The sequence below is a fragment of the Candidatus Neomarinimicrobiota bacterium genome (assembly GCA_022573815.1).
Taxonomy (GTDB): domain Bacteria; phylum Fidelibacterota; class SORT01; order SORT01; family SORT01; genus JACZTG01.
In genome coordinates this window covers 24,666-44,032 of sequence record JACZTG010000007.1, presented here as the reverse complement: position 1 = coordinate 44,032, position 19,367 = coordinate 24,666, and the positions used below count along the sequence as shown (strand labels likewise).

The 19,367-nt window shown below is 40.7% G+C and carries 22 protein-coding genes; 7 read left to right on the top strand and 15 right to left on the bottom strand.

The window, feature by feature from the left end; translation table 11 throughout:
• Nucleotides 1-12 precede the first annotated feature (12 nt).
• The 14 genes from IIB39_04440 to IIB39_04375 all read right to left on the bottom strand — a co-directional run bounded on the left by IIB39_04440 (nt 13) and on the right by IIB39_04375 (nt 12,573).
• The gene (locus IIB39_04440) at nt 13-1,161 is read right to left on the bottom strand and encodes a 1-deoxy-D-xylulose-5-phosphate reductoisomerase (protein ID MCH8927949.1); all 1,149 of its coding nucleotides are present in this window, start codon (nt 1,159-1,161) and stop codon (nt 13-15) included.
• A 2-nt stretch (nt 1,162-1,163) separates the two neighbouring features.
• Complete coding sequence (locus IIB39_04435) at nt 1,164-1,907, bottom strand: hypothetical protein (protein MCH8927948.1); 744 nt, start codon at nt 1,905-1,907, stop codon at nt 1,164-1,166.
• Nucleotides 1,904-2,740, bottom strand: coding sequence for a lipoate--protein ligase family protein (locus tag IIB39_04430; protein MCH8927947.1), 837 nt, complete (start codon nt 2,738-2,740; stop codon nt 1,904-1,906). Before IIB39_04430 ends, IIB39_04435 begins: the two co-directional genes overlap by 4 nt.
• On the bottom strand, nt 2,703-3,485 hold the full coding sequence (gene lpxA, locus IIB39_04425; protein ID MCH8927946.1) for an acyl-ACP--UDP-N-acetylglucosamine O-acyltransferase: 783 nt from the start codon (nt 3,483-3,485) through the stop codon (nt 2,703-2,705). Before lpxA ends, IIB39_04430 begins: the two co-directional genes overlap by 38 nt.
• Nucleotides 3,486-3,487: 2 nt before the next feature.
• The gene (locus tag IIB39_04420; protein ID MCH8927945.1) at nt 3,488-4,888 is read right to left on the bottom strand and encodes a bifunctional UDP-3-O-[3-hydroxymyristoyl] N-acetylglucosamine deacetylase/3-hydroxyacyl-ACP dehydratase; all 1,401 of its coding nucleotides are present in this window, start codon (nt 4,886-4,888) and stop codon (nt 3,488-3,490) included.
• Complete coding sequence (lpxD, locus tag IIB39_04415; GenBank protein ID MCH8927944.1) at nt 4,881-5,918, bottom strand: UDP-3-O-(3-hydroxymyristoyl)glucosamine N-acyltransferase; 1,038 nt, start codon at nt 5,916-5,918, stop codon at nt 4,881-4,883. The genes IIB39_04420 and lpxD overlap by 8 nt, the downstream gene beginning before the upstream one ends.
• 5 nt (nt 5,919-5,923) lie before the next feature.
• Entirely contained in the window at nt 5,924-6,472 is a 549-nt protein-coding gene (locus tag IIB39_04410) for an OmpH family outer membrane protein (protein MCH8927943.1), read from the bottom strand.
• A 3-nt stretch (nt 6,473-6,475) separates the two neighbouring features.
• Nucleotides 6,476-6,985: an OmpH family outer membrane protein gene (locus IIB39_04405; GenBank protein ID MCH8927942.1), complete on the bottom strand. Its 510-nt coding sequence runs from the start codon at nt 6,983-6,985 to the stop codon at nt 6,476-6,478.
• A 28-nt stretch (nt 6,986-7,013) separates the two neighbouring features.
• Nucleotides 7,014-9,431 carry an outer membrane protein assembly factor BamA gene (bamA, locus tag IIB39_04400; GenBank protein ID MCH8927941.1) on the bottom strand — a complete coding sequence of 806 codons (2,418 nt, stop codon included), beginning with the start codon at nt 9,429-9,431 and terminating at the stop codon, nt 7,014-7,016.
• Nucleotides 9,428-10,126 (bottom strand): isoprenyl transferase, encoded by a 699-nt coding sequence (locus IIB39_04395; GenBank protein ID MCH8927940.1) that lies wholly within the window; start codon nt 10,124-10,126, stop codon nt 9,428-9,430. Before IIB39_04395 ends, bamA begins: the two co-directional genes overlap by 4 nt.
• 192 nt (nt 10,127-10,318) lie before the next feature.
• Nucleotides 10,319-10,579 (bottom strand): sulfurtransferase TusA family protein, encoded by a 261-nt coding sequence (locus IIB39_04390; protein MCH8927939.1) that lies wholly within the window; start codon nt 10,577-10,579, stop codon nt 10,319-10,321.
• 101 nt (nt 10,580-10,680) lie between these two features.
• Nucleotides 10,681-10,977: a DUF59 domain-containing protein gene (locus tag IIB39_04385; protein ID MCH8927938.1), complete on the bottom strand. Its 297-nt coding sequence runs from the start codon at nt 10,975-10,977 to the stop codon at nt 10,681-10,683.
• A 21-nt stretch (nt 10,978-10,998) separates the two neighbouring features.
• On the bottom strand, nt 10,999-12,078 hold the full coding sequence (locus IIB39_04380; GenBank protein MCH8927937.1) for an Mrp/NBP35 family ATP-binding protein: 1,080 nt from the start codon (nt 12,076-12,078) through the stop codon (nt 10,999-11,001).
• Nucleotides 12,079-12,105: 27 nt separating this feature from the next.
• Complete coding sequence (locus IIB39_04375) at nt 12,106-12,573, bottom strand: Rrf2 family transcriptional regulator (GenBank protein MCH8927936.1); 468 nt, start codon at nt 12,571-12,573, stop codon at nt 12,106-12,108.
• A gap of 504 nt (nt 12,574-13,077) precedes the next feature.
• On the opposite strand from IIB39_04375, the gene IIB39_04370 reads away from it, so the two are divergent.
• A complete protein-coding gene (locus IIB39_04370; GenBank protein MCH8927935.1) occupies nt 13,078-13,356 on the top strand; it encodes a hypothetical protein in 279 nt (92 codons plus the stop codon).
• Nucleotides 13,357-13,406: 50 nt separating this feature from the next.
• Here the strand turns inward: IIB39_04370 and IIB39_04365 are convergent, their stop codons facing one another.
• Nucleotides 13,407-13,955 carry a 3D domain-containing protein gene (locus IIB39_04365; protein ID MCH8927934.1) on the bottom strand — a complete coding sequence of 183 codons (549 nt, stop codon included), beginning with the start codon at nt 13,953-13,955 and terminating at the stop codon, nt 13,407-13,409.
• Between the two features lie 267 nt (nt 13,956-14,222).
• On the opposite strand from IIB39_04365, the gene IIB39_04360 reads away from it, so the two are divergent.
• The 6 genes from IIB39_04360 (at nt 14,223) to mdh (ending at nt 19,290) form a co-directional block, all read left to right on the top strand.
• Nucleotides 14,223-15,038: a hypothetical protein gene (locus IIB39_04360; GenBank protein MCH8927933.1), complete on the top strand. Its 816-nt coding sequence runs from the start codon at nt 14,223-14,225 to the stop codon at nt 15,036-15,038.
• The gene (locus tag IIB39_04355) at nt 15,035-15,757 is read left to right on the top strand and encodes a hypothetical protein (protein MCH8927932.1); all 723 of its coding nucleotides are present in this window, start codon (nt 15,035-15,037) and stop codon (nt 15,755-15,757) included. Before IIB39_04360 ends, IIB39_04355 begins: the two co-directional genes overlap by 4 nt.
• 185 nt (nt 15,758-15,942) lie before the next feature.
• Nucleotides 15,943-17,556 carry an Rne/Rng family ribonuclease gene (locus tag IIB39_04350; GenBank protein ID MCH8927931.1) on the top strand — a complete coding sequence of 538 codons (1,614 nt, stop codon included), beginning with the start codon at nt 15,943-15,945 and terminating at the stop codon, nt 17,554-17,556.
• Nucleotides 17,557-17,630: 74 nt separating this feature from the next.
• Nucleotides 17,631-17,993, top strand: a complete 363-nt coding sequence (gene rplU / locus IIB39_04345) for a 50S ribosomal protein L21 (protein ID MCH8927930.1) — start codon at nt 17,631-17,633, stop codon at nt 17,991-17,993.
• 12 nt (nt 17,994-18,005) lie between these two features.
• Nucleotides 18,006-18,260, top strand: a complete 255-nt coding sequence (gene rpmA / locus IIB39_04340) for a 50S ribosomal protein L27 (protein ID MCH8927929.1) — start codon at nt 18,006-18,008, stop codon at nt 18,258-18,260.
• Nucleotides 18,261-18,366: 106 nt separating this feature from the next.
• Complete coding sequence (gene mdh / locus IIB39_04335; GenBank protein ID MCH8927928.1) at nt 18,367-19,290, top strand: malate dehydrogenase; 924 nt, start codon at nt 18,367-18,369, stop codon at nt 19,288-19,290.
• Nucleotides 19,291-19,367 lie beyond the last annotated feature (77 nt).

Below are 19,367 nucleotides of genomic sequence, written 5' to 3'. Positions count from 1 at the left end.
CTCTTTATTTGATTAAGTCCGGTCACTTCGGATCTTCTCACTAATGCGTTCCTCTATATCAAGAATTTCTTCTAATGTCGGATTATTTATTATCTCTGTTGATTCCATAGTCTTCTCAATCAGACCGGCTATGTCCGTGAATTTTATCCTTTCCTCAAGAAACAGATTCACTGCTGTTTCGTTGGCAACGTTTAGCACCGCGGATGCCGTACCACCCGATTCTAACGCTTTAAATGCCAATATGGGACAGGGAAACTTTTGAAAATCCGGTTCCTCAAACGTCAGTGTAGCTACGGCGCTAAAGTCCGTTTGTTCCCATGCCATTGCATTTCTTTCGGGATAGGTCAGCGCATATTGAATCGGTAACTTCATATCCGGCAGTCCCATTTGCGCTTTCACCGATCCATCCCGAAATTCAACCATTGAATGTATAATTGATTGCGGATGAATTACAATATCAATCCGATCCTGCGGGATGTTAAAAAGCCAATATGCCTCAATTACCTCAAGCCCTTTGTTCATAAGAGTAGCAGAATCTATTGTAACCTTCTTCCCCATCTTCCAGTTAGGGTGCGCCAATGCCTCTTCAACAGTTATATCTTTAAATTCGTCAATCGGTTTTTCTCTGAACGGACCACCTGAAGCTGTCAGAATCAATTTTTTTACACTCTTGATATCTTCACCAACAAGGCATTGCCATATGGCAGAATGCTCGCTGTCAACGGGATAAAGCTTGGCTCCCGTTTTCTCCATTAGATTCCGAATCAATTCTCCGCCCATCACCAGGCTTTCCTTATTGGAAAGGGCAATAGTCCTGCCGGCTTCCGCCGCTCTATAGGTAGGTTCCAATCCCGCGCTGCCGACAATACCGTTTAAGACTATATCCACATCATCGCGGGACGCAAGTTCGGATACTCCCGCTCTTCCCGAGAGGACTTCGATGCTGCTTCCGAGAGCATCTTTGAGAGGTTTTGCGGCATTCTCATCAACTATCGCTACCGCTTTTGCTCCGAATTTCTTCGCTTGCCCGGCTAATTTTTCCCACTGCCGACCGGCTGCAAGGTAACGTACGCTGATGGTCTCGCTTAATGCTTCCACTACTTTAAGGGTATTTACTCCAATGGAACCTGTCGAACCGAGAACCGAGAGAGATTTTTCCATCGTTAGAACCTCATACCGAATCCAAAATTTATTCGCCGCGCATCCCCTTGTTGGATTTGCAGGAATATAAATGGAGCCGATCCGATATTTTGCACAAAACCTAATCCAAGCCAGATTTTTGTACGTTCAATGTTCTCATTTTTGGCCAAAAGGAGATTTTTTCCGGCTTCTACGGCTATTCGCATTTCCGAAAAATCCGCTCCTATTGAAGCTTTCATTGATCTCGATTTCCATAATCTCAAGTACTCGAACTGAACGGTCATATCCCACAGTCTGAAATCTTCAGGACCTCGCAATGCGTTCACCATAGTCCCGAACGAAAGCGCATTATTTCCGCTTTCATCCGAAAATATCAAATATCTAATCCCATATCCGGTAATAATCACTGCTCGATTTCCAATATTCCCGGTTGCAAATTTCCCCGATAGTTCGACGCGCGGATCAATCCCAAGCGCCGCATAAAATATGGGGAGATTAAATTGAGTTACCCCTTCCATAGCTCCCACAGAAAGCTTATCAGATGGTAGGTTCAGCGCATTATGGACGCTTAACCGGAATTGACCCAAAGATAAAAAACCCACATCTCCCGAGAAGAATCCACCCATTATCAGGGGTAACATTTTCGCTAACGGGTCAACTTTAGACCTGAAAAACGCATCAGATTGAGAATTTAAATCAAGATCCTGAGCGCCGATATTAGAACTAATCAGTAAAATTACGCCTGTTAAAATCGAACGCCACTTCATGCAGCTTCTGCGTTGGACGATTCATACAACAGATCAAATTTGTTATGATACTCCCGGGTTTTATCCACTGTTTCTTCGGACAGGAAGTATTCTTTAAATTTGGCTTGAAATATATTTGAAAACGATTTTATCAAATTCTCAACCATTTTTTCGGCATCTACCCGCCTACCTAATATCGTGGTAAGATCGGAAGTTTTTGAAGCCAGAGCCGATCTTACAATATTTCGTTTTTTATCCGGCAGGTGCAGGTAATTAATTATATCCTTATGCTCGCTTCCTAATAATATCGAACCGTGAATAAGAAGCGCTTCTTTGTATTGCCTTCCTGCGCTGCCAACTATCTTTCTACCTTTGTATTCCAATTCTGTTTTTGCCGCTGAAGTAAAGCAGGTGCTTTTTCCCGAACCCGGGTTCAATTGTCCTTTAGACGGTTTTGTATCAACTAAATTAACCTCAATACCTAATTTTAATATAGCTGCCGCTATTGCGAGATGAACTTTAGAATATACTTCTTCAAAATTAAATTCGCCGCCCCGCAATATAAGTGAATACGTAACTTCATTGTCGTGGAGAATCGCCCTGCCGCCCGTTGGTCTTCTCACAATATCTATTCCATCCTTCTTGCACCGTTCTATGTCAACAATGTATGGGGATTGATGGAATCCGATGGAAATAGCACGAGGGTTCCATCCATATAATCGCAATATGTTATTTTCATCACCTGCCTGAGTGAGCGCATAATCAAGCGCCATATTATATGCACCGGATGAGCTGCCTTTAGACAGCAGTCGCCAATTATTCCGAACCGATAATGCCACGGGATGAACTCTCAAAAAAATCTACTGCCTTTTGCAATTCCGTTGTCAGTTCGCCATTGCTCTTCAACTGCGAAAGACCTTCTTCCAAAGAAGTTTTCTTATTATAGATCAATTTGTAACCCTTGGATAATTTTGATATTGCGTCGCGGGAAAAACCACTACGTTTTAATCCGATAAGGTTCAATGTTCTATATACCAACGGCTCTCCTGCGGCAAGAACATATGGAGGCACGTCCTTTGGAACCCTATACCCGCCGCCGATAAACGCAAATGTTCCTATCTTAACAAACTGATGTATCGGCACCATACCTCCAACGGTAACATTATCCTCAATCTCGACGTGGCCGCCCATATTTACTGAATTCGCTATTATAACATTATCTCCTATTAAACAATCATGAGCAATATGGACATACGCCATAATCAACGTGTTTTTTCCTATTACGGTCTTTCCTGAGGCTGAAGTGCCTCTATTCACCGTTACGAATTCCCTTATCGTTGTGCCATTTCCAACCTCCAGGATCGTCTCCTCTCCTTCAAACTTTAGATCCTGCGGCACAGATGCCAATACGGCACCTTTATGGATAATACAATTTTCTCCAATTCGACAACCATCGGCTATAGAGACATGAGAGGATATTTTGGTACCCTTCCCTACGACCGTGTTTTTTTCTATAACGGTGAAAGGGCCTACAATGACCCCATCACCTAATTCGGCGTTCTTATGAACTATGGCGGTTGGGTGTACTTCTACAGACATCGTTACTTTTCAGCGTCAACAATAATAGCGGTCATTTCAGCTGATGCCACCACTTTGCCTTCGACGTAAGCCTTCCCTTTCATTTTAGTTGTGGATTTGTACATTTTGATCACCTCGACCTCAAGTCTCATTTGGTCTCCCGGAATCACCGGTTTTCTGAATTTGGCATTATCTATTCCGGTAAAGTAAACGAGTTTCCCACTGGGATTTTCATCGTAATTTAATAAGAGAAAACCTCCTGCTTGAGCCATCGCCTCAACAATCAAGACACCCGGAAATATAGGACGATCAGGAAAATGTCCATTGAAAAAAGGTTCGTTTCTTGTGACTGATTTGATAGCGACAACTTTTTTTCCGGGAGTTATATCAATAATGCGATCTATGAGAAGGAACGGGTAGCGGTGCGGTAGGATTTTCTCAATGGCCCGTATATCAATTATTTCTCCGCTCTTGCTGCTCGATTGGAACTTTGCTGCAAGTTTTTTCTTTTCCTGATACTTGAAAAGTTTCTTCACCAATTCGATATTCGCTTCGTGCCCACTTCGAGCGGCAAGGACATGTGCTTTTATCGGAACGCCGAGAAGTGCCAGGTCCCCGATAAGATCGAGCGTTTTGTGCCTCACGGGTTCGTTCTCAAATCTCAATCTTTTCCCGTTAAGTATGCCCGAGCTTGGCACACTAACTTTTCCTTTAATGCTCAAAAGTTTTTTTAATGACTCAATGTCTTTTTTGTGGAGCTTTCTATCGACAATTACTATGGCATTATTTAAATTCCCACCCCTTATAAGACCTGCCTTGTGCAATTCCTCCACTTCATGAAGAAAGCAAAATGTTCTCGCCGGGGCGAACTCTTTCACATATTCTTTTTCGAGCGAGTACATAGAAGTATATTTCTTTCCAATTGCGGAATTTTCGTAATCGACAAGAAATGTTACTCTGAATTCGTCTGATGGTAATACCACTATCTCGGCATCGCGGTTTGGCTGGACTACAGTTATAGGCTCATCTATGTAAAGATATTCCCGTAGCGCTGATTGTTCTACAATACCGGCTTTCAGCAACACATCAACGAATGGTTTAGCGCTACCGTCTCCAACCGGAGGTTCTTTATTTGTCAGCTCAACATAGACATTATCAATTTGCAGCCCCGCTAATGCACTCAAGACATGTTCCACCGTATGGATGCGGACTCCCTTCTGCTCAATGCTTGTCCCGCGCTGGAGGTCTACAACGTTTTTAATATGGGGAATAACTTCCGGGCTATTTTCCATATCCGTCCGTACAAATCTAATTCCATGATTAACCGGAGCCGGTCTAAACGTAACTCTGCTTTTTAATCCCGTGTGCAAACCTATTCCGGAAAAATGTACCGGATTTGAGATAGTTCTTTGATAATCACTCATTCTTGTTAAGCCTATTTTTTAAATTGTCAACTTCCTGTTCCAACTCTTTTATTCGTTTTGACAACTTCGGAACTCTGCCAATATTTGCGTCTTTACTCAAATTTTCCTTATGAGGACGAGCGGGTATTCCTGAAATAGTTACTCCTTTAGGAAATGATTTCATTATGCCTGATTTCGCCGCTATTTTAACTCCGTCTCCAATTTTAACATGTCCTATTATCCCTACCTGCCCACCCATCAGTACTCCGCTGCCGACTACAGTGCTTCCTGAGATTCCTGCGAAAGCTGCCATAATAGTATTTTCCCCGATTTCCACGTTGTGGCCGATTTGGATCAGATTATCGAGTTTGGCTCCCTTCCGAATCAGCGTCGTACCCATAGTTCCTCTATCAACACAACAGTTCGCTCCAATGGAGACATCATCTTCAACGACAACATTCCCTACTTGCGGAACTTTCATAATAATGTTTCCGTCCGGAAGATATCCAAATCCCTCTCCACCGATTACCGTTCCGCTTCCAATATTAACCCTGTTACCGATTGTAACTTTATATGATAATACAACACCCGGATTTATTACACACTCATCTCCAAGTCTGACGCCCGAGTCTATGAACACATTTTCCATAATGTTGCATTTATTCCCCAAAACGGCTCCGCTCTTTATTACAGATCCCGCGCCCACATAGCATCCGTCTCCTATAACGGCATCTTCATCAATTATGGCTTTTGTGTCAATATGAGCCTCCACATCTTCAGAGGGATTAAAATATTGTAATGTTTTCGCCTTAGCCAACTGGATGTCAGATACAAGAATTGCCGGGATTGAAGGAGAATCCATTTCATAAGAAATAATAACCGCAGATGCTTTAGATTCAGCAAGCTGTGCTTCATATTTCTTACCCGCTATAAATGTTATCTGTCCCGAAACAGCAGATTTTATCTCGGCAATCCCATCAATGCTTATCGACCCTTTCCCGATAAGAGTCCCTTGGAGAAGATCGCTCAGCTCCGAAAGGTTTATAGACATATTTACTAATTCCCACCTGTCTTGCCAATTCCGGTTCTCAACCTTTCAACCACTTTATCGGTAAGGTTGTCTTCAGATTTCTTAAAAGGTATGCTGCCCCGAGCCGCGTCCAGTACCATATCATACCCCTCTTCAGCCGCAATTTCAGATAATGCGATGATTATATCATCCATCGCTTTTTGTGATATTTGGCGCTGGGATTTATATATTGTTCCACCCGGACCAAATATATTTTCAGTAGACATTCGAATAATATTTTGCTTTGCCGCTATCTCGCTGTCCTTATCGGCTAATCGGGACCTGCTCCATGTAAATCTCCCTTTTTCTCTTTCGATTTGCAGACTGTCTAGCTGCGCCCACAATTTCTGAAGATCTTTTTCCGCATTTGCCGCATCCTGCTCAAATTTCTGGCGCGCAAATTTAAATTCTTCAAAACGCTCGAATATCAGCTCACTGTCAATATAACCTATTTTTCCTTGAGCGTAGGTCAGGTCGGAGAAGAAGAAAATAGTTACGAATACTAAAAGAACTTTATTATATTTTTTCATCGGCATTTATTATTTATAATTCTTTCGAAGTTCAAACAACACCTGCTCGGTTAAATCTCTTCCTCCGGATGCAAACATTATACTGTTTATGGTATTATCATAGATAAATGTAAAATCTTCTTTTATACCGAGGTCTCTTACTATTTCATCGAATGCTTTTAAGATTGGCGATTTTAATGAATTTTCAGTCTGAATCAGCTCCTGCTGGCGGGTGACACCTACTCTTTGATAATCTTGCGACAGTTTTACTATTCGACTCTGAATTTGAGTTCTCATTGCGTCGGTAAGCATCATTTGATTCTGTAATACTTTATTAAGGCTATCGGCTTCAGTTGTCATACCAATCAGTTCATATTCCGCATCTTCTTTCATTTTCATCAGACGCTTGTCCGCATCTTTCCAGCTATCTAATTCTGTGAGCACTTTTACTTTGTCAACATAGCCGATTTTCACCTGTTGGGAATATGCTTCCACGCTCATCATTATCAGCAACACCGGAATAATCTTCATCTTGTTCAATATCTTATCTCCCTAATTATAAATACTTTTAAAATTGTCTTCCAAATTGGAAATGTACCTTCCAGCCTTCTCTTACGCCCGGAACAGAAAGATCATCAAAACCGAATCCTAAATCAAATCCGATAAGACCGACAAGCGGCATAAACATTCTCATCCCAAAGCCCGCCGATTTCCGTAAATCGAATATATTCGCTGATTTTATGTCAATCCAGGTATTGCCTCCCTCGTAAAACAACAGCCCGAATATGACAGGGTTCGGGGCAATTGGAAATCTTAATTCAATAGAAAACTTTGATAATACTTTACCGCCAAGAGCGAATACGCTTGAAGTAGGACTCGGAGGACCTACTGTCCGGTCATCATAACCTCGCAATGGCTCTCCAATTGTCAAGCCACTGCCACCCATAAAGAAGAATTCATCAAATGGGATGAACGCATCCGAACTGAACGTCCTAATCGCGCCGTATTTATATCTGTTCAATAATACAAATTTCCAGAATAATGGGGTGTACCAATCCACACTGAAGATAGATTTGAAAAAATCTTCGTCTCCCCCGATGGGACCACCTGAAATTTGCGAAACGAGGGTGAACACGGATCCCTGCGTCGGAAATTCGGGTCTGTCTCTGCTATCTCTTGTTAATACAAATGTCAATCTTCTCTGCTGAGTTTCAATTACCACATTTCCAATTTCGTCATCGCTTATTCCAGCGCTTCTTGAGGGTGGCACTAATTGATCCAATATTCCCCTGTCAGTGATGTTGTCAAATTTTCTCTTGGCAAATCGGAATGATGCGTTGCCACGAAAATAATCATCCGGCCATCTGAATCTTCTCCCTAAATTCACAGACCCTCCGATTTCTGATTGGTCAAGCGGGAAAAACACTCCTCTTCTTCTTGTGGAAAATACTCGAAAACCAGCCAATGTAGGTGTGTCGAACAGCCAAGGTTCGGTAAATCCAATGGAAAATGATCTGAACACGCTGCCAAATTGCCAACTGAATGAAAGAACCTGTCCATTGCCGATGAAATTATTGAAATCCACGCCTATTGAGCCGATAGCTCCGTCCCTTTGTGAGAATCCGGCTGAGGCATTTGCTCTATCGGTCTGTTTCTCCTCTACCGACAGCTCAATATCAATCTGGTCTTCATCAACAGGCCTAATGTTAGGAATAACATTCGAGAAATAGTTTAAGATGAATATTTCCCTTTGACTCCGCATTAATTTCGATCTGCTGAATACATCGCCGGGGAATATCTTCATTTCTCGCCGAATGACTTTTTCCTTAGTCTTGGTATTTCCATAAATATTGATATTTCTAACGAAAACTTTCTGATTTTCATCTATAACAAATTCTATATCTACAACATCGTCTCCTACCGGACTTTGTTTCGGATCAATATTTACATATAGATTTCCCTTATCCATATAAATGCCGGTTAGTCTGTCAAATACTGCAAAATCTATATTCTCAGCGCTGTAATCATCTCCTTCTTTCAATCCCAATGCTATTGACAATTCATCCTCTGTGAATAATTTGTTATTTTTAAAAGTTAATTTTCCAAGCGTATATCGTTTACCTTCTCGTATCGTTATATCCAAGTAAAGCTTTTCTCTTTTTTCATCGTAATATAAAGAATCCTTCAATATTTCAGCATCTCTAAAGCCATTATTCTTATAGAATTGAATTAGATTTTTTTTGTCTGCTTCATATTCTTCCTTATCGAAATTCCCGGATCTCCAGAAGCGTAGAGTCCCTTTTTCCCTAGTTTTTTTCAGCTGTTTTTTCAGTTTGCTTTCCGAGAAATTTTCTGCGCCCTTGAACTTTATTCCACGGATTTTAACCTTCGAACCTTCATTTATATTAAACCTGACAATTATATAATCTTCTTTTTCAGCCGGAATGCGCTCGGTGCTTATTTCAACGAGTAAATAACCCTTCTTATGATATATCTCTTTTAATGCACGAATTGTTCTTATCTCCATATGAGGAGTAATTCGCTGACCCCTGAAGAAAGTTACCGCATCCTCCAATTTATCATCATTAAGTTTTTTATTCCCCTTGAGCTCGTATTTATCAATTTTGGGATACTCTTCTACCTTTATCAGAAGGAATAGTCCTTCACTCACCTGCTTTTCAATTGAAATTTGGACATCGGCAAATATTTTCATTGCCCATAAACGAGTAATAGCATCTTTGATATCATCACCCGATATTGATTTTCCTGCAACAAGCCCTGAATTTCTGATGATGACATTCGCAGAAGCACCTTTATTACCCATCACATCAACATTGAATATCTTAACTTTTTCCTGAGCTTGAATCGGAGAAACAGCATATAGAAGAATTAAGAGAAGCGCAAATAGCTTCAATCCTGATAATATATTTCTATTTCCACAATCTGTACTACTCGTTCCCGCATTCGATTTCATAAACTCTTTCATACCTCTTTTAATTCTTGTAGTTGCTCGCTTACCAATCCAAATCTTCTCTCGCGACCGAAATAATCAGTTATCGCATCATACAGCTGCGTCCTCCTGAAATCAGGCCAATGAGTATCTGTTATGTATAACTCCGTATATGCGAGCTGCCACAACAGGAAATTACTGATCCGCGCTTCACCGCTTGTCCTGATAAGCAAGTCCGGATCAGGTATATCTTTAGTATACAGGAAGTCGGCAAACATTTTTTCATTTATATCACCAATCTTGATAGTTCCCTTTTGGACAGCTTCCGTTATATTTCTGACCGCATTAACTATCTCGCTTCGAGAGCCATATGATAATGCGAGATGTAACTTCAATCCATTATTGTTCTTAGTCGATTCAGTGGCTCTTCTCATTTCTTTTGCAGCGTCAGAAGGCAGGTCATCTAATTTACCGATCGTTGAAATTACTACGTCGTTCTCCATCAAGTCTGTTAATTCTCGACGTATTGTACGCAGAAGAAGTTTCATTAATGCGGAAACTTCTCTTCTTGGACGCTGCCAGTTTTCTTCAGAAAATGTGAAAAGTGTAAGATTTTCCACTCCCAATTGACCGCAAGCCTCAACTATTTCTTTGACCGACTTTATTCCCTCCCTGTGTCCTGCAAATCGGGGAAGTCCGCGCGATTTAGCCCATCTGCCGTTTCCATCCATAATAATCGCAATATGACGCGGTAGATCGCCTAATGCCTTCAGTTTATCTTGTATGAGACCGTCTTTTGTATTCGGGGCTTTCAATGGTTCAAAAATCCTATTTAACTTCAGCCTACTATTTTACTTATCATAAATTTCAATGTCAACCGTAATAGAGTATGTTCTTTGTCTGTCAAGTCCATGCTATGTTATTTAATCCTCAGAAACGATTTTGTTCCTTTTTCGAACGTATACGATATATCCTTTCTTATTGTTCAAATCTTCGTGTCCAAGATATTCATGACCATTACTGTGGCACCAGGCCGGCATATCCAAAAGAATAGCTCTATCATCGGCGCTAATCGCCAACAGACTCCCATCATCAATCTGCTTGATGAGCTTTGATGTTTCTATGATAGGATACGGACATATTAATCCTAATGTGTCCAATTCCACGTCAGGTGTAAACTTCATGGTGAAAATATAATTAATTAGTTAAGATTAGTCAAAGAGTATAAAACATAAAGCCCCGGAATAAATCCGGGGCTCTAAACTGCTATTTGATCATCTGATGCTCAGAATCCCAATTTTTCCCTCGCTGCGTCGCTCATCATTGAGGGGTTCCATGGCGGATCCCATACTATGTTGACTCCGGCTTCTTCCACACCATCCAATGCCCGCAATCTGCCGGTTACATCCGAAGATATTTGAGCGCTCATAGGGCACCCTTGTCCCGTAAGAGTCATTGTAATCAATACATATTTTTTTTCTATATCCACATCATAGACAAGACCTAAATCAACTATATTTACAGGAATCTCCGGATCGTAACAATCTTTCAACGCATCAAGTATATCGGCTTCGACTAACATATCATTCCTCCAATCATATTTTTATGCCGTCTCAAGGACAGCATTGTTTTCTTTTACTTCTACAGAGTTTTCGATTTTCTTCGCTAAATACATAAACGCCTGAGCTGACGCGGATTCCTTATCTGAAAGAGATATGGGTACACCATCATCGCCGCTTTTCCGCACCCCCGGCTCTAAAGGTATCTTCCCAAGAAACGGCACTTGCAGTTTCAGCGCCTCTCTTTCGCCTCCTCCGCTTCCGAATATATCAGTCTGCTCATTACAATGTGGACATTGAAATCCACTCATATTTTCCACTATACCCAATACCGGCGCATTCACCTGGCGGAACATCGCCGCACCTTTGTCCGCATCAAGCAGCGCTAAATCTTGCGGTGTTGTTACTATGACAGCACCTGTAAGTTTTACCTTTTGGGCAAGAGTGAGCTGGACATCCCCTGTACCCGGAGGCAGATCCAGCACGAGGAAATCTAGCTCACCCCATGTTATATCATCTACAAATTGGCTTATTAATTTCGCCACTATAGGTCCTCTCCAGATAACCGGAGAATCGTCGTCCAATAATAACCCCAGTGACATAAGTTTGATTCCATGCTTTTCTATCGGAATAATCTTTCTATTTTCACCTATTCCGGGTTTCTCCTTGATTCCCATAATGGTCGGCACGCTCGGTCCATAAACATCGCAATCGAGAAGCCCTACTTTATACCCGATTAATGAAAGTGAAACAGCCAGATTGGAGGCTACGGTCGATTTTCCAACGCCACCCTTTCCGCTGGCAACAGCTATCGTATGTTTTACTCCGCTTATTAAGGCTTGTCCTGCCCATTGATCCTGCTGTTGCGGTGTCGTTTGGCGCTTTATTGCCTCTGATTCATTGAATTGAACGTCTTTTATTTCACCTGATTCTACAAGAGCGTTTTTGATTGAATCTATTATATCTTGTTTTTTCTCACTGTCATTTGTAGTAATATTCACCGAGATAACGGCATTGCTACCTTCAATCTCTACGTCTTTGACCACTCCAAATGAAACTACATCCCTGCTGAAACCGGGATATTTAATCCCTTTTAATATTTCTAATGCTTTCTCTTTATTCATTTTAACCTATTCAATATTGAAATTGGACTAATAGTTGTTATCGATTACTATACTCTGACCCTGAAGTTGTTCGGAGATACCTTGCATAGTAACTCCTTCTAATACCTCAAACATTTTCGCTTCAGCTTCACTGAATGTTTCTTGAATCATACAATGAATGCTGACCGAACAACTAGATTTTACTCCGCTGCAATTAAATATAGGGACTATCCCTTCTACTGCCTCAATTACTTCCTTGAGGTTTATATCTTGAGGTTTTCGAGTCAGGGTATAACCACCTTTGGATCCGCGATATGATTTTACGAGGTCCGCTTTTGCGAGTGACTGAAATATCTTGGCAAGATAGCTCTCTGACACGTTTTGTTCGCGCGCAATTTCACTCACATAAATTACCTCGTCAATCGGCTTGTTCGACAGATAGTATAAACCATGAATTGCGTGTTCACTTTTTGAAGTAAATTCCATTATATCCAATCGCCTTTTTAATTCGGACAACAATTGTCCGATTCTAAATATAATTCAATGCATCATTTAATTGCAAGTTATTATTCCTTTTGCATATTCACCTGAGCAGCCGCTTAAAGATATGTTCATTCAAGTCAATATACCGCTTGACTTGTTTCGCATTCACAGATAGTTTTCAGGACTCATAAAATTATAATACCTTTGGACATTATTGTGAAAACGCTAAACATAAAAAATAAATATTTCCTGCTGATCGTTTCAATTTTGCTTTTCTCGGTCGATTCGATTGCAGCTCCTCCTGTCTCGACGCAATATCGTGAAGCGCGATTCAATGATCTTAAAAGCATTAATACCCTGGAAAAGTTATTTAATAAAGACACCGGTAAAATCAGACTTTTTTTACTATTTTCACCCACGTGACCAGTCTGCGCTCGTGGTGCCCGGTGGGTACAAAAAAATATTCTCGATAAATATCCCGATGCTGATTTTGAAATTTATGCTGTGTGGATGCCTGTTATACGTGGAGACTCAAGGTTGGCTGTTCCAGGGGCAGTAGCTCTCCTTCCTGACTTAAGGGTACATCATTTCTGGGATCAAACCCGTATCAGCGGCACTTTTTTCAAAAAGAATATTGTTCCCGACGTTAACGCATCTGTAGCATGGGATATGTTTTTTCTTTATGACAAGGATGCAAAGTGGGATAAAATTCCCGGTCCTCTCGTCGAAAAGGGTAGAACCGTCATTGCCACTTCAGGATCGCTTGGATATGAATTTGGTGAACTCCTAAAACAAAATAAAAAATCTTCGAAATAAAAAGACCGGCAGTAACTGCCGGTCACATTAATGCTTCTTAATTTGTAATCTTAATTATTCATTCCGACCGGAATAATAAAGACATCTCTTACACCCCACATTCTGGCATCACTTTCAGAGTTCATCCAAATATCTGCCCTCTCACTATATCGCCTGTTCATTGTGTCATGAACCACCATTCTTCTCACATAAACAATATCAATTGTATCACCAAAGCTGATTGTAGCTGCATTATTGTAACCCATTTTCGCCATAAACGCATTTTCAGCCCGGATCATATCTCTGCTCAAAGCAATTGTTCCTTCTCCCACCCGCTCACCGCTTGCAGTGATAAAGGGTGTCGAATCCGTCTGGTCAATATCTGAGTTATATGCTGTGGAAACTACTCGGGTTAATCCTTTATAAGGATTTCGCTTTTGTTCCTTCCCCAGCCAGATTAGTGTCTTTTCTATCTTAACCAGATTAGAGAGAAGTTCTCGATTTTCTTCTTGAAGTGTATTTAGTTCCCTTGTGGCGTTGTAATCAACGCTAAACTTCATACCTGAACCTGTAATCAGAAAAACAGTTAGAGCTCCAAAGAACGCCGTTCTATTTATCATCCTCTCCCTCATTCACAATTTCACGCTACCAAGTTATCTCTATAAATTTTCATTCAGAGTAAACTTAGTTTATTTAGAGATATTTGCATATCCATAGTATATATTACTACGGATATACAATATATGGTATAATATGGATTCAACTATTCTAAATTCCAAGTAAAATATTATATTCCTTATCTCGTTCATCTTTTTTATTTTCATCATTATTTCAGTTCTATTTCAATCTAACTTGACTATTACTCATTCCACCGATAACTTTCCCCAATGAAAAGTTTCACACACAAGATAGTGTTGTTATTTATTTCCACTGTAGCTTTGGCCACACTTTCCGGCTGTACAACAGCGCCGTTGCCATCCTCATACATGAGTGAAACAAGCTATGATACTTCATCTCTGCAATTATTAGAAGTTTATAAAAATCTCGAATTCAGAGCGGCAAACAACAACAAATTTTTGTATTTTCAGGTAATTATAACAGCCGACTCTACAAACAGAAAATACGCACAATCGATTCTCAACCTTTGGCTTAACTCTGACGGTTCTCATTCAAAAAAAACCGGATTTCAGTTTCCAGTCAGAAAAATAACGCACCCATTTCTCAAAAGCCAATTCTCCTCCATAACAGGATGGGGCGGTTTTAAGAGTATTCTTTCTGATACCCAAAAAGTCAGGGTTTCCAATTATCTCAAAACTTCTGAATCAAAGATACTTTATTTCAACCCTGATTCCGGGAGCATTGATTTAATTGAGCCTGACGGAACACGCGGTTTTTCTATCAGTCGAAAACTCACCGATAAACAGATTATTTTGGACTTTATTATTCCGCTTAACGCGAATGGAAAAGAAATATTAGGCGCGCCGGATGGTCCCGGGGCTGAATTGATAGTTGGATTTGAGATTTTACCCGGTTCTAATATCTTTCGTTCTCGTCCTCAAACTCCACAGTCGCTTGTATCCCCCGGTATTGGGAGACCTTTACAGACTACCGGAAGGTCGAATATCGGAAGAGCTCAAATTAAGAAGTCATCTGAAATTCATTGGCTGAACATAACATTGGCCACATCGGATAAAACCCCATGATAAATACTGTATCAGGAAGAATAACAGCTGTTGTTATTCTTATTATTTTTCAAGGTACAGTCTCTTACGGTCAATCATCCGCAGCCGGTAAATTTGTATTCAAATCGGATGCTTCTTCATATATTGACGCAATTTCCAAGAATACTATCGTTTTTGGAGCCGGCGTTCGGATGACAGGCGGAGACGCATTTTTTAAAGGAATTGGCAGACCGGGAGGACCTCCCCCACTGCAACCGTCATTTCCTCTTCAAATCAGCGCAACAATCATTGATGACGAAGTGATCAGTGAATCCGGAGACTATTACTCCAAACTCGGCGGGTTAACAGAATCCGAAAGAGACACTTTCCTTGCAAATTACCGTGATCACTACAAGTTAGATGAATATGATTTAATCTGGATATATATGAGGACTACATTCGCAGAAAACTATGTTAACCCTGAGAAATGGGTGATATTTGTTCAAGATGAAGATGAAAACCAATTTGAACCTAAAAAAGTCTCGGAAGAGAAGACCTTAATCAAGAATGGACACTATCCCGTCAAAGAAAGATGGCGTAGAGCGCAAATAAAGGAAGTTCAGTTTGCCCTGCTTTTGCCAAAGAAAAAATTTGATGGTAAGAGCTGGATACCTGCATCAGGCAAGCTCAAGATTGTATTTATGAATATTAATAAACAATCTGAACGAACAGAAGGTACCTGGATTTTTAAATCAGATTAATTTTAGGTTCAGAGTTTTACAACCGGTGAATATTCTGTCCGATTAATTTCTTATTCCCGATTTTATCTTCATTTGACATTTATCGCTCTGAGGAATTGGAATTCATTCCTCAAATTAATAATTAAATTGCATTGCACTTATAAGATAATTACCTTAACGAAGCTTAAGGATAAATGGAAAAGGATATGGCTTTAACAGAAGAAAATAAGAAGAAATCGTTTAAACGTGGGCGCTCCGCGCAGCAGTATAAACCTAAAAAACACGTTAAAAGAGAAATAATAATTAACGAATCTCGAAATGAGACTCGCATAGCAATAACAGAAAATGACGTTCTCGCGGAAATATTACTCGAACGCCCGGAAAACACGCGAATGGTGGGCGATATCTACAAAGGGAAAGTCGCCCGGGTAAATCCCGGAATGCGCGCGGCATTTATCGATATCGGCTTTGATCACGACGGATTTCTACATTTTTCGGACATTAATGATTCTGTGCACGATTTTATGGACATTTTTGAATCCGACTATGATAAAGAGAAGGAACCCAATAAGAGAGGGAAGAAAGTCCGCGGTGAATGGATGCCGAAACCGGGACAGGAGATAATTGTCCAAATCACCAAAGAACCCATTTACGATAAAGGCCCAAGGGTCACAACGCATATTTCCCTCGCAGGACGATTCATCGTTCTTGTGCCTAACGACAGGCAGATAGGTATCTCCCGAAAGATCTCGAATTTTAAGGAAAAGAGAAGGCTTCAGAAAATAGCAAAAGAACTCCGTCCCGATGATTTTGGATTAATATTACGCACTGCCGCAATGGACAAGTCACATGACGCCATTGAAAATGATTTTAAAAATCTAATGAACCAATGGAAAGAAGTGGAGAAGGAAATTAAAAAACACGAACCTCCATTTCTTGTATTCAAAGATTTAGAAATGGCATTCAGCGTCATCAGGGACCTTCTAACTGCTGACGTGGAAAGAGTGGTGGTAGATTCCAGAAAATTATATCGCAAGATAGGTTCCTACCTCAAAAATGTGTCACCGCAACTTTTGGAAAAGCTTGAATTTTACAACGAGCACATTCCGATATTTGACAAATATAACATCGAAAAAGAATTAGATAAGACTCAACACCGCAAAGTTTGGCTTAAGAGCGGAGGCTATATTTTAATCGATCATACTGAAGCGTTGGTTACCGTGGATATCAACTCAGGACGCTATCAGGGAAAGAAAGGACATGAACAGAATTCTTTTAAAATAAATATGGAATCCGTGCCCGAAATTGCAAGACAACTTCGTCTTCGAGATATTGGCGGCTTGATAGTAATCGACTTCATTGATATGGAAGATCAAAAAAACAGAAAAGCTATATACCATTTAATGCGCAAGGAAATGGTAAGAGACAGAGCTCGCAACAAGATATATGAACTATCAGAACTCGGCTTGATGCAGATGACGCGTCAGCGGATAGGTCCGGGGCTTCTTTACAGAGTCAGTGATGTTTGTCCTGTTTGTAACGGGCTGGGTAGAGTCATTTCCAAAGACACTCTTATAAACAAGATTGAACGTTGGATAAAAAGAATGAAATCGGTGAAAATGGAAAGAAGGCTTATATTCTATCTGCATCCCGAGGTTGCTTTTCATTTTTCCGAAGACAGCAAGGAATCAATTCGACGGCTTATGTGGAAATACTGGGTAAAAATTGAGGTGCGGGAGGACTCTGAATTGAGCATGAACGATTTCAAAATATTTTCTAAAAAATCAGGCGAAGATATAACAGAAAAATATATGTCTTGACTGTAAATTCACCCCTCATTAAAATAGTAAGCTATTGTAGGAATGGGAATTAAAAAGAGGTTATAAATTAACATATGTATGCAGTTGTAGTTATAAAAGGTTTTCAACATAAAGTCGTCGTTGGCGATGAGATAGCAGTGCAAAAAGTTGAAGGTAATCCGGGCAGCAAAATAGATTTCGATGAAGTTTTGATGCTCGGCAACGGAGATAAATCTGTTGTCGGTACTCCTTCTGTTTCAAAGGCTAAAGTAAGCGCCACAATTTTAAAGCAGGGTAAAGACAAGAAAATTACCATGCTGAAAAAGAAACGTAGAAAAGGCTATAAAGTCAAAAGGGGTCATAGGCAAGAATTGACTTGGATTAGGATTGACGATATTTCAAATGGCTCTGGCGCTAAATCCAAAGCCAAGACCGAATCTAAAGTTGAACAGGAATAGGCGGGATATTCAATGGCACATAAAAAAGGTGTAGGCAGTTCAAAAAACGGTCGGGATAGCAATGCTCAAAGGCTGGGGGTTAAAGTTTACGGCGGTCAAAAAATCACGGCCGGCAGCATCATATTAAAACAACGAGGCACTAAATTTGCCGCGGGGAATAATGTTAAAAGAGCAAACGATGACTCTCTGTTTGCGCTTATTGATGGATTCGTCAAATACGAAACCAAGAGAAACAACAAAAAACACGTTAGCGTTTACGAATCTTAATTTGAAGTATGATTGTAACAGATAATTTTGATATAACAATACCGGCTTTTGCCATTTATACCCCGTCGAATTCGACGGGGATATTTTTTACAGGAGAAATTTAGTCATGAAAATCACAGTTGTTGGCGCGGGACATGTAGGAGAGATGGCTGCAATAAGATTGGCGGAAAAAGGTTTAGCGCGACAAGTCGTACTTGTAGATATCGTTGAAGGTATCCCGCAGGGTAAGGGATTGGATATGTTCGAATCATCTCCTATCGAGGGATTCGATTGTGAGATAATCGGAACAAACGGATATGATGAGACTAAAGGGTCGGATATTGTTATCATAACCGCCGGAATTCCGCGCAAGCCTGGAATGAGCCGGGATGATCTTCTCAAAACCAATTCGGATATTATGAAATCCGTCACCACCGAAATTGCTCAAAAATCTCCTGATTCAATTATCCTCGTAGTTAGCAACCCCTTAGACATAATGGCATATGTCGCCTTGAAAATTTCAGGATTTGATCCCACCCGGGTTATAGGAATGGCAGGTATTCTCGATACAGCCCGGTATCGTTCATTTATTGCAATGGAATTGGGCGTTTCTGTAAAAGACGTGCAGGCAATGGTACTTGGCGGGCATGGTGATTCGATGGTGCCTCTCCCCCGCTACACGACTATCAGCGGTATTCCGCTAAGCTTCTTTTTAAGCGAGGATAAGATTGAGCCTATTTTGGAACGTACACGATTCGGTGGCGGAGAAATAGTAAAATTTCTTAAGACGGGTTCAGCATACTATGCGCCCTCATCCGCCGTTGTGGAAATGGTGGATTCCATCGTTAACGACAGAAAGAGAATACTCCCGTGCGCAACGTGGCTTACCGGCCAATATGGTATCGACAGTGCTTATGTGGGCGTTCCCGTAAAACTCGGCGAGAAAGGTATCGAAGAAATACTTGAGATTGATTTAGAAGAAAATGAACTTGCTGCATTACAGGAATCTGCTCAGCATGTGAAAGATACCATGACGCAACTTGAATTCTAATCGGCGGATTCCATTATTCTCGCTATAGATTTTCTTCTTTCGCTGAGATAATTTAATTTAGTCTTAACTTATTTTTG

Coding starts and splice junctions, on each gene's coding strand:
- IIB39_04440 (MCH8927949.1), bottom strand. CDS start 1,161: ATGGAAAAATCTCTCTCGGTTCTCGGTTCGACAGGTTCCATTGGAGTA.
- IIB39_04435 (MCH8927948.1), bottom strand. CDS start 1,907: ATGAAGTGGCGTTCGATTTTAACAGGCGTAATTTTACTGATTAGTTCT.
- lpxA (MCH8927946.1), bottom strand. CDS start 3,485: ATGTCTGTAGAAGTACACCCAACCGCCATAGTTCATAAGAACGCCGAA.
- IIB39_04420 (MCH8927945.1), bottom strand. CDS start 4,888: ATGAGTGATTATCAAAGAACTATCTCAAATCCGGTACATTTTTCCGGA.
- lpxD (MCH8927944.1), bottom strand. CDS start 5,918: ATGTCTATAAACCTTTCGGAGCTGAGCGATCTTCTCCAAGGGACTCTT.
- IIB39_04410 (MCH8927943.1), bottom strand. CDS start 6,472: ATGCCGATGAAAAAATATAATAAAGTTCTTTTAGTATTCGTAACTATT.
- bamA (MCH8927941.1), bottom strand. CDS start 9,431: ATGAAAGAGTTTATGAAATCGAATGCGGGAACGAGTAGTACAGATTGT.
- IIB39_04395 (MCH8927940.1), bottom strand. CDS start 10,126: ATGGATGGAAACGGCAGATGGGCTAAATCGCGCGGACTTCCCCGATTT.
- IIB39_04390 (MCH8927939.1), bottom strand. CDS start 10,579: ATGAAGTTTACACCTGACGTGGAATTGGACACATTAGGATTAATATGT.
- IIB39_04385 (MCH8927938.1), bottom strand. CDS start 10,977: ATGTTAGTCGAAGCCGATATACTTGATGCGTTGAAAGATTGTTACGAT.
- IIB39_04380 (MCH8927937.1), bottom strand. CDS start 12,078: ATGAATAAAGAGAAAGCATTAGAAATATTAAAAGGGATTAAATATCCC.
- IIB39_04365 (MCH8927934.1), bottom strand. CDS start 13,955: ATGATAAATAGAACGGCGTTCTTTGGAGCTCTAACTGTTTTTCTGATT.
- IIB39_04360 (MCH8927933.1), top strand. CDS start 14,223: ATGAAAAGTTTCACACACAAGATAGTGTTGTTATTTATTTCCACTGTA.
- IIB39_04355 (MCH8927932.1), top strand. CDS start 15,035: ATGATAAATACTGTATCAGGAAGAATAACAGCTGTTGTTATTCTTATT.
- IIB39_04350 (MCH8927931.1), top strand. CDS start 15,943: ATGGCTTTAACAGAAGAAAATAAGAAGAAATCGTTTAAACGTGGGCGC.
- rplU (MCH8927930.1), top strand. CDS start 17,631: ATGTATGCAGTTGTAGTTATAAAAGGTTTTCAACATAAAGTCGTCGTT.
- rpmA (MCH8927929.1), top strand. CDS start 18,006: ATGGCACATAAAAAAGGTGTAGGCAGTTCAAAAAACGGTCGGGATAGC.
- mdh (MCH8927928.1), top strand. CDS start 18,367: ATGAAAATCACAGTTGTTGGCGCGGGACATGTAGGAGAGATGGCTGCA.